The sequence below is a fragment of the Massilia sp. GER05 genome, assembly GCF_052056005.1.
GTDB lineage: Bacteria > Pseudomonadota > Gammaproteobacteria > Burkholderiales > Burkholderiaceae_D > Telluria > Telluria orientalis.
Genome location: NZ_CP178858.1, coordinates 713,236 through 726,178, shown reverse-complemented (window position 1 = coordinate 726,178; position 12,943 = coordinate 713,236). Strand labels below are relative to the sequence as shown.

The following is a 12,943-nucleotide window of genomic DNA, read 5'->3' as shown; positions in this document are numbered from 1 at the left end:
TATCTTCGTGCATTGTGCTTGCGAAATTGGACTGCGTATATTTCGTAGACGTCTCTAACATCCAGAAAAGAACGATGGCAAACCGTGAAGAACTGGCGGTCATCCGCGGCGCACGTGCCGGGCGCGTCGAATCGCAACTGGCCCTGGGCCGGCTCTACCTGTTCGGCAGTGCCGGGCTGCCGAAGAGCCTGCCCACGGCCCTCCACTGGCTCGACCGCGCCGCACAGCAGGGTTGCGCTGAAGCATGGCAATTGATCGGGAACCATATTCCGGTCGATCTTGCGCGTGACAATCCGCAACCCGTCACCGGCTGGTATGAACTGGCCTACGACGGCGGGCTCGTGCGCGCCGGGCTCGTCTATGCCCAGCTGGTGCTGGGCGCGCTGAACGAGGGCCAGTGCACGCCGGCCCAGCGCGCCAAGGCCTTGCGCGCGCTGGAAGACGCGGCCCGTGCCGGCTTTCCGGAAGCGCAGTGGTTGCTCGCGCGCGAGCACGGCGCGGCGCCGCCCGAGACGGACGAGCCGGTCGCCCGCGCGCCCGTGGCCAGCCCTGCGGGCCAGCGCTGGCTGCGCCAGGCGGCCGACAGCGGCGTCGGCGCCGCGCAGTTCGCCCTGCTGGAACAGGACTGGAACGCCGGCCGCTGGTCCGCCTGGCTGGAGCGGGCGCTCCCGCTGGCGCGCGCCCTGGCCGGTTCCGATGCCGCCCAGGACCACACCGCCGCCCGCCTGGCGCCGGACGAGGTGCTGCTGCTGTCGCGCTGTGCCCGGCTCGTGGCCGCGAACGAGACCCCGCACGACGTCGACCAGGATGAATTGCTGCGGTTCTGGGAAATCGCCGCGGCCGAGCAGGACCGCCATGCCCAGTTCGCGCTCGGCCTGTGGTGCGCCCGCATGCGGGTGGACGGCAAGCGGATTCCCGGCAGCCATGGCGCGGCCAACTTCAAAAAGGCCGTGCGCTGGCTGACCCTGGCTGGCGAGCAGGGCCTGGCCGAAGCCTGGTACGCGCTGTCGCGTATTTATATCAAGCCGGAATTCTCCCAGCGCAATGTGCTGGAAGCGCAGAAATACCTGGAGCGCGCGGCGGAGATGGGCTATCGCGATGCCCAGCTGGAATGCGGGAACGCGGCATGGCGTGCGCGCCGCGAGAACGAGAACAACGACGTGCGCGCGCTGTTCTGGCTGCAGAAGGCGGCGGCGCAGGCCTGTCCCAAGGCTGCGGCCGCGCTGCGCAAGCTGGCGCCGCGCCAGCCCGGCGCCTGGACGGACCTGGGTGGACTGGCCGGGCGTGACCTCGCGGCCCATCCGCTGCTGGCCGCGCGCCTGGAACTGGCGGTGGCCTTTGGCCTGAGCCGGGCCGAGGCGCTGTTGCTGGATATCCGCGGCGCCGACCGCGGTCACTGCCTCGTGATCGACATCCGCGCCAGCTACGGCCGCAGCCGGCGCCGGCTGATCTCGGTGGAAACGGCGCAGGAGCGCCAGCTGCTCGACCGCGTGGCGCTCGTCTTCGAGAACGTCGATTGCGGTCCGGGCGGGCCGGAAGGGAATTATCGCCAGCGCCTGTACCGGTTGCGCAGCCTGTTGCCGGAGATGGCGAGCGCGGAGTCCGGGACGGAAGAACCGGAAGAGTCCCCGGCGCCGGACGGCGACTATTCGCTGGCCGCCTGAATCGGATCTCGCTTCAGATCTCGATCTCGCCTTCGAACACGGTCTCGGCCGGACCGCTCATATAAACCGGCTGGCCTTCGCCGGCCCAGTTGATGGTCAGCTTGCCGCCGCGGGCCTGGACTTGCACCGGCGAATCCAGCAGGCCGCGCCGGATGCCCGCCACGACGGCGGCGCAGGCGCCCGTGCCGCAGGCCAGCGTCTCGCCGGCGCCGCGTTCGTAGACGCGCAGCTTCACATGGCCGCGGTCCACGATCTGCAGGAAGCCGGCGTTCACGCGGCGCGGGAAGCGCGGGTGGTGCTCGATCTGCGGGCCCGTTTCCAGGACGGGAGCCGCATCGACGTCGGCGACGACCTGCACCGCGTGCGGATTGCCCATCGACACCGTCGACACGAGCACGGTCTGTTCCTGGCCCTTGTTCGAGACGGTGATCGGCCACAGCGTGTCGCGGCCTTCGGCGACGCCTTCCAGGCCGGCCGCATCGAACGGAACCTGGCTCGGCTCCAGGATCGGCGCGCCCATGTCCACCGTGATGCTGCCGTCGTCTTCCAGGCGCGGGGTGATAATGCCGCTCATCGTTTCGACGCGGATGCTGCGCTTGTCGGTCAGCCCCTTGTCGCTGACGAACCGGACGAAGGCGCGCGAGCCGTTGCCGCATTGCTCGACCTCGCCGCCGTCATTGTTATAGATGCGGTAGCGGAAATCGCTGCCTTCCGTGACCGGGCGCTCGACGACCAGGATCTGGTCGGCACCGACGCCGAAGCGGCGGTCGGCCAGGCGGCGCCATTGTTCCGGGCCGAGGTCGAGTTGCTGGTTGATCGCGTCGATGACGACGAAATCGTTGCCGGCGCCGTGCATCTTGGTGAACTTGAGTTTCATGGTTTCTGTCATTAATCGTAGAACGAAGGCTCGCCGGGTGGCCGGGTCTTGAAGCGCTTATGGGTCCAGAAGTACTCGGCCGGATGTTCGCGCACGCGGTCCTCGATGAAGGCGTTCATGCGACGCGTGGCGGCAATGATGTCGTCGCCGGGGAAATCTTCCCATGCAGGATAGAACTCTACCCTGTATCCCTTATAGTCGGGCAAGAAAGTGGCGACGACCGGGATGACTTTTGCACCCGTCGCGCCCGCCAGGCGGCCCATTGCCGTGAGCGTGGCGGCCGGGACGCCGAAGAACGGGACGAAGGTGGCATCCTTCTCGCCGAAATCCATGTCCGGCAGCATGAAGTAAGGCAGGCCCTCGCGCAGTGCGCGGATGATCGGCTTGATGCCGTCGGTGCGCGTGAACAGGCGCACCGGGCCATAACGTTCGCGGCCATTACGCAACAAATCGTCGAATGCCTTGTTCTTTTGCGGCGAATACATGCTCGACAGCGGCACCACGCGCGACGCCACGCCCGCCACGTCCAGGCACACGAAGTGCGGGCAGAACAAGATGGTCGGGCCGCTTTCCAGCTGCGCTTTCGGCACCTTGGGGACGATCTCGATCAGGCCGTGGATGCGCTCGAACGGCGCCCACCAGATCAGCGAGCGCTCCAGGATGCTGCGCGAATAGGCCATGAAATGGCGCTTGACGATATCGACCCGCTCCGCTTCGCCCAGTTCGGGCATGCACAGGCGCAGGTTGACCAGCGCGATCTTGCGGCGCTTGGGAATCGCGTAATACATCAGCCAGCCGACGGCGTTGCCGATGCGACCAAGGACAGGCAGCGGCAGGAAGTGCAGCAGCCACAACAGGAAAATCAGGAACCTCATGCGACGGTCTCGGGGTGCGGTGCTTCGACGCCTTGCGGCTTCTTGTAGCGGTTATAACTCCAGAAATACTGGGCGGGGCAGTAGGCGATGAGCTTTTCCATCTGGCGGTTGATGGCGGCGGCCTGCTGGGCCGCGTCGCCGTCGAGCGACCCTTCGAACGGAACGAAGCGGATGGCGAAGCCGCGGCCGCGCGGCAGGCGTTCCGCGTACACGGTCAGGATGTCGGCCTTGCCCAGCTGGGCCAGCTTGGCGGGCAGGGTCATCGTGTACGCGTCGCGGCCGAAGAACGGCGCCCATACGCCTTCGCCTTCCTGCGGGACCTGGTCCGGCAGCACGCCGACGGGCTGGCCACCCCGCAACGCCTTGACGAGCATGCGCACGCCGGCCAGGTTGGCGGGTGCCAGGTGCATGTGCTGGCGCTCGCGGGCGCCTTCGACGAGCGGTTTCAGGGCGCTCTGGCGCGGCGGGCGGTACATCACCGTCAGTTCGACGCGCAGCGAGACCTGCTGGGCGGTCAGTTCGAAGCAGCCCAGGTGCGGCGTGAGGAAGACGATGCCGCGGCCGGCGTCGAGCTGGCGCTGGACCAGTTCCCAGTTTTCCATCGTGACGTGGCGGGTGACGCGCTCCTGCGGCGCGCACCAGACGAACGGCAGCTCGGCGATGGCCTTGCCGGATTCGGCGATGGCGGCGCGCAAGTGGCCGCCGTAGCCGGCCCGTTCGAGGTTCTCGCGCAGGCGCCGGCGGTGCGACGGCGAGAGCAGATAGACGATCCAGCCGAGCGCGGCGCCAAGCGCATGCAGGACGCGCAGCGGCAAAAACGACAGGATCCGAAACAAAAGGACAAGCATTGATTGATTTAGGGTAGAGAACCGACGGGTTGCTGTGCCAGAATTTTTGGAGGAGCGTAAAATACCACTTTGTAGCATCCGCGGAGTTAATGACAACTTGCGAAGCGGAATATAAATCTCGCTAAAGCGTCGCAGGCCTTGGTGCTGCGGCAATTTTTACAACAGTATCAGGAGCCTTAATGTCTTCCAACGACTACCTCTTCACTTCCGAGTCCGTCTCTGAAGGCCACCCGGACAAAGTCGCCGACCAGATTTCCGACGCCATCCTCGACGCCATCCTGGAACAGGATCCGCGCGCGCGCGTGGCTGCCGAGACCCTGTGCAACACGGGTCTGGTCGTCCTGGCCGGTGAAATCACGACGCACGCAAACGTCGATTATATTCAAGTTGCACGCAATACCATCAAGCGCATCGGTTACGACAACACCGACTTCGGCATCGACTATAAAGGTTGCGCCGTGCTGGTCGCCTACGACAAGCAGTCGCCGGACATCGCCCAGGGCGTGGACGAAGGCGCCGGCCTCGACCTCGACCAGGGCGCGGGCGACCAGGGCCTGATGTTCGGCTATGCGTGCGACGAGACGCCGGAACTGATGCCGGCCGCTATTTATTACGCGCACCGCCTCGTCGAGCGCCAGTCGCAACTGCGCAAGGACGGCCGCCTGCCGTGGCTGCGCCCGGACGCCAAGTCCCAGGTCACGCTGCGCTACGTCAACGGCCGCCCGGTGTCCGTGAACACCGTCGTGCTGTCGACCCAGCACGCGCCGGAAGTCAGCCACAGCCAGATCGAGGAAGCGGTGATCGAGGAGATCATCAAGCCGGTGCTGCCGCGCGAATGGCTGCAGGACACCCGTTACCTGGTCAACCCGACCGGCCGCTTCGTCATCGGCGGTCCGCAGGGCGATTGCGGCCTGACCGGCCGCAAGATCATCGTCGACACCTACGGCGGTGCCGCACCGCACGGCGGCGGCGCGTTCTCCGGCAAGGATCCGTCCAAGGTCGACCGCTCGGCCGCCTACGCCGCCCGCTACGTGGCCAAGAACGTCGTGGCCGCCGGCCTGGCGCGCCAGTGCCAGGTGCAGGTCAGCTACGCGATCGGCGTGGCCCGTCCGATCAACATCACGGTCTACACGGAAGGCACGGGCGTCATTTCGGACGAGAAGATCGCCGAACTGGTGATGGAACACTTCGACCTGCGCCCGAAAGGCATCGTGCAGATGCTCGACCTGCTGCGCCCGATCTACACCAAGTCGGCCGCCTACGGCCACTTCGGCCGCGAAGAGCCGGAATTCACGTGGGAGCGCACCGACAAGGCCGCGCTGCTGCGCGCCGAAGCCGGTCTCGCGTAACACCCAACGGGCGTTGCAAAAACGCCCGTTGCCGGTGGGCAGACACCTGCCCACCGTGCTACACTTGTAAATTCCGAGGAGCGTTGCGACGAGATTCCCCATCTCGCCAGGCTCGGATATCAACACCGCGCTCACGTTACTTTTTTCTTAACTTGAAAGGAGGGCGTGATGAGCGCCGTACTCAAAGACACCACCCAGGACTACCTCGTTGCCGACATCGGCCTCGCCTCGTGGGGCGAGAAGGAAATCCGCATCGCCGAAACCGAAATGCCGGGCCTGATGGCCATCCGCGACGAATACGCGGCCGCGCAGCCGCTGAAGGGCGCGCGCATTGCCGGTTCGCTGCACATGACCATCCAGACCGCCGTGCTGATCCGCACGCTGGAAGCCCTCGGCGCGCAAGTGCGCTGGGCCTCGTGCAACATCTACTCGACGCAGGACCACGCTGCTGCCGCCATCGCCTCGGTCGGTACGCCCGTGTTCGCCGTCAAGGGCGAGACGCTGGACGAGTACTGGGACTACACCCACCGCATCTTCGAATGGGGCGATGACGTCTACGCCAACATGATCCTGGACGACGGCGGCGACGCCACGCTGCTGCTGCACCTGGGTGTGCGCGCGGAGAAGGACATCTCGGTGCTGGACAAGCCGGGTTCGGAAGAAGAAATCTGCCTGTTCAACGCCATCAAGGGCCGCCTGGCCATCGATCCGCAGTGGTACTCGAAGCGCCTGCCGCAGATCAAGGGCGTGACGGAAGAGACCACCACCGGCGTGCACCGCCTGTACCAGATGCACGCGGACGGCAAGCTGGCGTTCCCGGCCATCAACGTCAACGACTCCGTGACGAAATCGAAGTTCGACAACCTGTACGGCTGCCGCGAATCGCTGGTCGACGGCATCAAGCGCGCGACCGACGTGATGGTCGCCGGCAAGGTCGCCGTCGTGGCCGGTTATGGTGACGTCGGCAAGGGTTCGGCCCAGGCGCTGCGCGCGCTGTCGGCCCAGGTCTGGGTTACCGAGATCGACCCGATCTGCGCACTGCAGGCCGCAATGGAAGGCTACCGCGTCGTGACGATGGACCAGGCCGCCGAACACGGCGACATCTTCGTTACCTGCACGGGCAACTACCACGTGATCACCGAGCAGCACATGCTGCGCATGAAGGACCAGGCGATCGTCTGCAACATCGGCCACTTCGACAACGAAATCGAAGTCGCCGCGCTGCGTAAGTACGAGTGGGAAAACATCAAGCCGCAGGTCGACCACATTATCTTCCCGGATGGCAAACGCATCATCCTGCTGGCCGAAGGCCGCCTCGTGAACCTGGGCTGCGGCACGGGTCACCCGTCGTACGTGATGAGCTCGTCGTTCGCGAACCAGACCATCGCCCAGATCGAACTCTTCACCAATACCGCCGCCTACCCGGTCGGCGTGTACACGCTGCCGAAGAAGCTGGACGAAAAAGTCGCCCGCCTGCAGCTGAAGAAGCTCAACGCCCAGCTGACCGAGCTGACCGAAGAGCAGGCCGCCTACATCTCGGTGAGCAAGGAAGGCCCGTACAAGCCGGAACATTACCGTTATTGATCTGGTAAGCTCTTCCGTGAACTGATGCACGTCCGCCGGATTCCATCGTCGGCGGAGGTGTGCTGGACAACCTCTCACGAAAGACACAACATGCGCCTGCTCCTGACCTGGCTGATCAATGCGGCAGCCCTGATGGCCCTGCCTTACCTGATGCATTCGGTAACGGTCGACAACGTCGGTGCCGCCCTCGTGGCGGCCCTCGTCCTGGGTCTCGTGAACACGATCATCCGTCCCTTGCTCGTCGTGCTGACCTTGCCCGTGACGGTCGTGTCGCTCGGCCTGTTCATCCTGGTGATCAACGCACTGCTGTTCTGGCTGGTCGCGCACCTCGTCGGGGGCTTTCACGTGGCGGGGTTCTGGTCCGCGTTCCTGGCGGCGATCTTGTACAGTGTCATTTCGTGGGCGCTTTCTACCTTATTACTCAACAAAGATGGAAACCCCTAACATCAGTATCGAGTTTTTCCCGCCCAAGACGCCCGAGGGTGCGGACAAGCTGCGCGTGGCCCGGCAGAAGCTGGCCGAGCTGAATCCAAAATATTTCTCCGTGACGTTCGGCGCCGGCGGCAGCACGCAGCACGGCACGCTGTCCACCGTCCTCGAGATCCTGGCCGAAGGCCACGATGCCGCACCGCACCTGTCGTGCGTGGGCGGCACGCGCGAATCGATCCGCGCGATCTTGCAGGAATTCAAGGAGAAGGGCATCCGCCGTCTCGTGGCGCTGCGCGGCGACTTGCCAAGCGGCTACGGTGGCGCAGGCGAACTGCGCTATGCCAGCGACCTCGTCGAGTTCATCCGCCAGGAAACGGGCGACTGGTTCCACATCGAGGTGGCTGCGTATCCGGAAATGCACCCGCAGGCCAAGTCGCCGCAGGACGACCTGCAAGCCTTCGTCCGCAAGGTGCAGGCCGGTGCGAATGCCGCGATCACGCAATACTTCTACAATCCGGACGCGTACTTCCAGTTCGTCGACAATGCGCACAAGCTGGGCGTGGACGTGCCCATCGTGGCCGGCATCATGCCGATCACGAACTACACGCAGCTGATGCGTTTCTCCGACATGTGCGGCGCCGAGATTCCACGTTGGATCCGTCTGAAGCTGGCCAGCTTCGGCGACGATTCCGCGTCGATCAAGGCGTTCGGCCTGGACGTCGTCAGCGGCCTGTGCGAGAAACTGCTCGCCGGCGGCGCGCCCGGCCTGCACTTCTACAGCATGAACCAGGCGGCGGCCACGACCGCGATCTGGCAGCGCATCATCGGCGCCTGAACAAGCACGCCGATACTCACGCGAACCTCCGCGTGGGCACGGCGTGCCACCCCTGCGCGTATCGAATGATCACTCGATCGCTCAGGTGACGTGGGTGGTTTCCGTCACGATCACGTCCAGCGGCACGTCGTGCGGCGCATGCGAGAACTGGGCTTCCTGATTACTGTAGGCAATCCCCAACGTGTGCGGGCGCGGCGGCTGTTCCAGGGTGCGGTCGTAGTAGCCGCCGCCATAGCCGAGGCGATACCCGTCGGCATTGAAGCCGAGGCAGGGGATCAGCAGGGCCGGCGGGCGCTCGATGAAGCGCAGCTGGGCCGGGACCTGCACGCCGGCTTCGTCCGGCAACATGGCTTCGCCGGGCGTCCACTCCGTGAACGTCAGCGGCGCATCGCGTTCCATCACGACGGGCAGCGCCAGGCGCACGCCCGCCTGGTGCAGCTCCGCGTATGCGGCGCGCAGGTCGGGCTCGCCGACCAGCGGCCAGTACACACCGATGACACTTACCTGGCGCAATCTCCACCACGCAACGACCTGTGCGCCGATGTGTGCATCCCACTGGACCTTGATTGCGGGATCAAGCCCCCCACGTGCAGTCCTAAGCGCCTTGCGCAATGCCGATTTTGCCGCCTGTTTCTCGTCCGCCACGCTCGGGCTCGAGGGGCATGGTATTCTTGAATCGCCGGTCATGGATGAAATGAAGCCTACATTGAATATCGCATTATCGATGTCGCAGACACTGTTAGCCGGCGCCGTCGCGGCCGCTTCCAGCCTGCTCTTCCTCGCGTCGTCCGCTGTCGCGGCCCAGGCCGTGTCGCCAGGGACGGCACCCCCCGCACCCGCTGCGCCCACCGCGGTGCCTGCGCCGGTCGTCGCGCCCGGACCGCAGGCAGATGCCAGCCGCGAGCAGGACGAGATCTTCGCGCAACTGCGCGACGCCGCCCGCAAGAACGATGCCGATAAAGCCGCGGCGCTGGCGGCCCGGCTGCCGGACTACGCGATTCCGTCGTACGTCGACTATTATCGGCTCAAACCGCGGCTGCGCGACGCTTCCAACGAGGAAATACTGGATTTCCTAAAACGTTACGAAGGCAGCGCCATCGCCGACCGCCTGCGCAACGACTGGCTGCTGGAACTCGGCCGCAAGCGCGATTGGGTCAATTTCGACCGCGAGCTGCCCCTGTTCGTCAAGAAAGACGACTACCAGGTCAAGTGCTACGCCTTGCTGTCGCGCGCGTCGAAGGGACAAAACGTGGCGGCCGAGGCACGCGTGCTGCTCGACAATCCGCCGATGTATGGCGAAGCGTGCGCCGCACTCGTCAACCAGCTCGTCCAGTCCGGTCAATTCACGAACAATGATTTGCTGGCGCAATTGCGCCTGGCCGGCGAGATGCATGCGACGGGGCCGTCGCGCCGCACGGCGCTGCTGCTGGGTGCGTCCGACACGCGTGCCGCGCAGGCCGTCGACCTGCCGGCCGTGGCAATGGCGCGCGGCATCGGCAGCACGCGCGCCGACCATGAGATCTACCTCGTCGCCATCGGCCGCATGGCGCGCACGAGCCTGAAACTGGCGACGGTGGCGCTCAACAGGAACGCATCGAAACTGTCGGCCGAGGAAAGGGCGATCGGCTGGGCGAACATCGCGCTGGCCGCGTCGCTGACCTTGGCGCCCGAAGCGTACGACGACTGGAAGAAGGCCGAAGGGGCGCCGCTGACGTGGAACCAGCTGGAGTGGAAGACGCGCATCGCGCTGCGCCGCGGCGACTGGAAGACGGTGCGTGCGACGATCGAGGCGATGCCGCCGCAGCAGCACGACGAGCCCGCCTGGACGTACTGGCTGGGCCGCGCGCTGCAGGCCGAAGGCCGGCGCGAGGATGCGCAGGCCTTGTACCGCGGCATCGCCGACCAGAACAGTTTCTATGGCCAGCTGGCGATGGAAGAGCTGGGCATGCAGATCAGCATCCCGCCCAGCGCCGCGCCGCCCACGCCGGCCGAGCTGGCGCAGGTGGCCGCGAACCCCGGCTTCAAGCGCGCCTTGAAATTCTTTTCGATGCGCATGCGTTTCGAAGGCACGCGCGAATGGAATTGGGCGCTCACCGGATTCACGGAACGGCAATTGCTCGCCGCCGCCGAGTTCGCGCGCCAGAACGATATCCTCGACCGCATGCTGTCCACGTCCGAACGCACGCGCACCGAGTTCGACTACACCCAGCGCTTCCCGGCGCCGCACAACGACATCCTGCACCCGACGGCGCAGGGCCTCGGCCTGGACCAGGCCTGGGTCTATGGCCTGATCCGCCAGGAATCGCGTTTCGTCTCCGATGCGCAGTCGGGCGTGGGCGCGTCCGGGCTGATGCAGGTGATGCCGTCGACCGGCAAGTGGGTGGCGGAAAAGATCGGGCTGACGGACTACGGCCACGGCATGCTCAGCGATATCCGGACGAATATCGTGCTCGGCACCAATTACCTGAACATGGTGCTGAACAGTGCGGAAGGCTCGCAGGTGCTGGCGACGGCCGCGTACAACGCCGGACCGGGGCGCGCGCGCACGTGGCGCGGGCTGTTGACGGCGCCGATGGAAGGGGCCGTGTTCGTCGAGTCGATCCCGTTCGAGGAAACGCGAACCTACGTGCGCAACGTGATGTCGAACGCGACGAACTATGCCGCGCTGTTCGACAAGCGTCCGCAATCGCTCAAGGCGCGCCTGGGTACGATCACGCCGCGCGGCGGGGGCATCGGCCTCCCGTAAGGAGAGCGAACAACGAGCAGGAGGACAGCATGCACGCGCAATCGGTCGTATTGTTCGGCGGGACCGGATTCATCGGCAGCCACCTGGCGGCCAGGCTGTCCGAGCACGCCATCGACATCGTCGTGCCCACGCGGCACGAAAGCCACGCGATGCACCTGATGCCGCTGGGCGTCGACATCGTGCAGGCGGATCCTTACGACGACACGGCGCTTCGCAAGCTCGTGGCCGGGCGCGATGCCGTCATCAACCTGGTCGGCATCTTGCACTCGCGCCGCGGCAGTCCGTACGGGCCGGACTTCCGCCGGGCCCACGTCGATTTGCCGCACCGCATCGCCGCCGCCTGCGCGATCGAAGGCGTGCCGCGCTACCTGCACATGAGCGCGCTGGGGGCTGCCCGCAACGGCCCCTCGATGTACCAGCGCTCGAAGGCCGACGGCGAGGCGGCCGCGGCGAGCCAGCCCAGCGTCGCGGCGACGATCTTCCGGCCGTCCGTCGTGTTCGGCCCGGAAGATAAATTTCTCAACATGTTCGCGCGCCTGCAGCGCCACCTGCCCGTCGTCCCGCTCGCCTGCGCGCATGCGCGCTTCCAGCCCGTGTACGTGGGCGACGTGGCCGAGGCGTTCGTGCGTGCGCTGCTCGATCCGCACACGGCCGGCCTCACCTATGAACTGGGTGGGCCGCAAGTCTACGAGCTGGCGGAACTGGTGCGGCTGGCGGGGCGCTATGCGGGGCACGAGCGCAAGGTGATCGCCTTGCCGGATGCGCTCGCGCGGCTGCAGGCGATGTTGTTCGAGCTGCTGCCGGGCGAGCCCGTCATCACGCGCGACAATCTCGATTCGATGAAGGTCGACAATGTGCTCGAGCCGTCCAGGGACAATAAAGTCTTGACAACAGCGGCGCTGGGAATCAAGCTCACGGCGCTCGAGGCCGTCGCGCCGCAGTACCTGGCGCCGCCCGGCGGACTCGATGTCCTGCGCGCCCGTGCCGGGCGCTGACCTCAACGATCACGCCACACCATGCAGACTCTCGAACTCGACCCGACATTGACGCAGACCCTCGACAACGCACGCCAGGCCGGCCTGACCCTGGTCATCGGCAACAAGAATTACTCTTCGTGGTCGATGCGCCCCTGGGTGGCGCTCGTCGCCGCCGGCATCCCGTTCACGGAAGTGCGCGTCCTGCTCGACCAGCCGGACACGGCCACCAACATCGCGCAGTATTCGGCTTCCGGCCGCGTGCCCGTGCTGCTGGCCGGCGAGATGACCATCTGGGACAGTCTCGCCATCTGCGAATACGTAGCAGAGCAATTTCCTGAGAAGCATATGTGGCCGCAGGACGTGGCCGCCCGCGCGCTGGCCCGCTCCGTCGTGGCCGAGATGCATTCCGGCTTCGGCGACCTGCGCACCGCGATGACGATGAACATCAAGGCGCGCCTGCCGGGCCGCGGCCGCACGCCGGGCGCCCAGGCCGACATCGGCCGCATCTGCGAGATCTGGGAAGAGTGCCTGTCCCGCTTCGGCCACCACAACTTCCTGTTCGGCGATTTCTCCATCGCCGACGCGTTCTTCGCGCCCGTCGTCACGCGCTTCCAGACCTATGGCGTGGCGCTGGCGCCCGCGCTGCAGGCCTATTGCACGCGCGTGCTCGCGCACCCGGCCGTCGCGCGCTGGGTCGAGGAAGCGATGGCCGAAACGGAAATCGCCGGCCTGCACGAAGACGAGTTGCCGGACTGATGA

General features: G+C 66.0%; 12 protein-coding genes and 1 riboswitch. Of the genes, 8 read left to right on the top strand and 4 right to left on the bottom strand.

Annotation, left to right across the window (positions count from 1 at the left end):
* Window positions 1-74: 74 nt before the first annotated feature.
* A complete protein-coding gene (locus ACL58G_RS03190; RefSeq protein ID WP_413380483.1) occupies window positions 75-1,664 on the top strand; it encodes a tetratricopeptide repeat protein in 1,590 nt (529 codons plus the stop codon).
* A 13-nt stretch (window positions 1,665-1,677) separates the two neighbouring features.
* Here the strand turns inward: ACL58G_RS03190 and dapF are convergent, their stop codons facing one another.
* From dapF to ACL58G_RS03175, 3 genes are read right to left on the bottom strand one after another with little or no spacing between them, the layout of a single operon-like run.
* Window positions 1,678-2,541, bottom strand: coding sequence for a diaminopimelate epimerase (gene dapF / locus ACL58G_RS03185; protein ID WP_413336796.1), 864 nt, complete (start codon window positions 2,539-2,541; stop codon window positions 1,678-1,680).
* Between the two features lie 11 nt (window positions 2,542-2,552).
* Window positions 2,553-3,416: a lysophospholipid acyltransferase family protein gene (locus tag ACL58G_RS03180; protein WP_440965135.1), complete on the bottom strand. Its 864-nt coding sequence runs from the start codon at window positions 3,414-3,416 to the stop codon at window positions 2,553-2,555.
* Window positions 3,413-4,264 carry a lysophospholipid acyltransferase family protein gene (locus tag ACL58G_RS03175; RefSeq protein ID WP_413380479.1) on the bottom strand — a complete coding sequence of 284 codons (852 nt, stop codon included), beginning with the start codon at window positions 4,262-4,264 and terminating at the stop codon, window positions 3,413-3,415. The genes ACL58G_RS03180 and ACL58G_RS03175 overlap by 4 nt, the downstream gene beginning before the upstream one ends.
* Window positions 4,265-4,443: 179 nt before the next feature.
* On the opposite strand from ACL58G_RS03175, the gene metK reads away from it, so the two are divergent.
* The 4 genes from metK to metF all read left to right on the top strand — a co-directional run bounded on the left by metK (window position 4,444) and on the right by metF (window position 8,461).
* Window positions 4,444-5,613, top strand: a complete 1,170-nt coding sequence (gene metK / locus ACL58G_RS03170) for a methionine adenosyltransferase (RefSeq protein WP_056134518.1) — start codon at window positions 4,444-4,446, stop codon at window positions 5,611-5,613.
* Window positions 5,614-5,682: 69 nt separating this feature from the next.
* Window positions 5,683-5,753: riboswitch (S-adenosyl-L-homocysteine riboswitch) on the top strand.
* Window positions 5,754-5,781: 28 nt separating this feature from the next.
* Window positions 5,782-7,197 carry an adenosylhomocysteinase gene (gene ahcY / locus ACL58G_RS03165; RefSeq protein WP_413380477.1) on the top strand — a complete coding sequence of 472 codons (1,416 nt, stop codon included), beginning with the start codon at window positions 5,782-5,784 and terminating at the stop codon, window positions 7,195-7,197.
* Between the two features lie 90 nt (window positions 7,198-7,287).
* Window positions 7,288-7,641 carry a phage holin family protein gene (locus ACL58G_RS03160; RefSeq protein WP_160406869.1) on the top strand — a complete coding sequence of 118 codons (354 nt, stop codon included), beginning with the start codon at window positions 7,288-7,290 and terminating at the stop codon, window positions 7,639-7,641.
* Window positions 7,628-8,461, top strand: coding sequence for a methylenetetrahydrofolate reductase [NAD(P)H] (metF, locus tag ACL58G_RS03155; RefSeq protein WP_440965132.1), 834 nt, complete (start codon window positions 7,628-7,630; stop codon window positions 8,459-8,461). The genes ACL58G_RS03160 and metF overlap by 14 nt, the downstream gene beginning before the upstream one ends.
* A gap of 81 nt (window positions 8,462-8,542) precedes the next feature.
* On the opposite strand, the gene ACL58G_RS03150 is transcribed toward metF, so the two are convergent.
* Window positions 8,543-9,106, bottom strand: coding sequence for a 5-formyltetrahydrofolate cyclo-ligase (locus tag ACL58G_RS03150; protein WP_413380472.1), 564 nt, complete (start codon window positions 9,104-9,106; stop codon window positions 8,543-8,545).
* A gap of 79 nt (window positions 9,107-9,185) precedes the next feature.
* On the opposite strand from ACL58G_RS03150, the gene ACL58G_RS03145 reads away from it, so the two are divergent.
* Genes ACL58G_RS03145 through ACL58G_RS03135 form a run of 3 tightly spaced genes read left to right on the top strand, consistent with a single transcriptional unit; the run spans window position 9,186 to window position 12,940 of the window.
* Window positions 9,186-11,207 carry a lytic transglycosylase domain-containing protein gene (locus ACL58G_RS03145; RefSeq protein WP_413380470.1) on the top strand — a complete coding sequence of 674 codons (2,022 nt, stop codon included), beginning with the start codon at window positions 9,186-9,188 and terminating at the stop codon, window positions 11,205-11,207.
* Window positions 11,208-11,236: 29 nt separating this feature from the next.
* Window positions 11,237-12,202, top strand: a complete 966-nt coding sequence (locus ACL58G_RS03140) for a complex I NDUFA9 subunit family protein (protein ID WP_440965129.1) — start codon at window positions 11,237-11,239, stop codon at window positions 12,200-12,202.
* Between the two features lie 21 nt (window positions 12,203-12,223).
* The gene (locus tag ACL58G_RS03135; protein ID WP_413336805.1) at window positions 12,224-12,940 is read left to right on the top strand and encodes a glutathione S-transferase family protein; all 717 of its coding nucleotides are present in this window, start codon (window positions 12,224-12,226) and stop codon (window positions 12,938-12,940) included.
* The last annotated feature ends 3 nt before the right edge of the window (window positions 12,941-12,943 follow it).

Coding starts and splice junctions, on each gene's coding strand:
- ACL58G_RS03175 (WP_413380479.1), bottom strand. CDS start 4,264: ATGCTTGTCCTTTTGTTTCGGATCCTGTCGTTTTTGCCGCTGCGCGTC.
- metF (WP_440965132.1), top strand. CDS start 7,628: ATGGAAACCCCTAACATCAGTATCGAGTTTTTCCCGCCCAAGACGCCC.
- ACL58G_RS03190 (WP_413380483.1), top strand. CDS start 75: ATGGCAAACCGTGAAGAACTGGCGGTCATCCGCGGCGCACGTGCCGGG.
- ahcY (WP_413380477.1), top strand. CDS start 5,782: ATGAGCGCCGTACTCAAAGACACCACCCAGGACTACCTCGTTGCCGAC.
- metK (WP_056134518.1), top strand. CDS start 4,444: ATGTCTTCCAACGACTACCTCTTCACTTCCGAGTCCGTCTCTGAAGGC.
- ACL58G_RS03145 (WP_413380470.1), top strand. CDS start 9,186: ATGTCGCAGACACTGTTAGCCGGCGCCGTCGCGGCCGCTTCCAGCCTG.
- dapF (WP_413336796.1), bottom strand. CDS start 2,541: ATGAAACTCAAGTTCACCAAGATGCACGGCGCCGGCAACGATTTCGTC.
- ACL58G_RS03135 (WP_413336805.1), top strand. CDS start 12,224: ATGCAGACTCTCGAACTCGACCCGACATTGACGCAGACCCTCGACAAC.
- ACL58G_RS03160 (WP_160406869.1), top strand. CDS start 7,288: ATGCGCCTGCTCCTGACCTGGCTGATCAATGCGGCAGCCCTGATGGCC.
- ACL58G_RS03180 (WP_440965135.1), bottom strand. CDS start 3,416: ATGAGGTTCCTGATTTTCCTGTTGTGGCTGCTGCACTTCCTGCCGCTG.
- ACL58G_RS03140 (WP_440965129.1), top strand. CDS start 11,237: ATGCACGCGCAATCGGTCGTATTGTTCGGCGGGACCGGATTCATCGGC.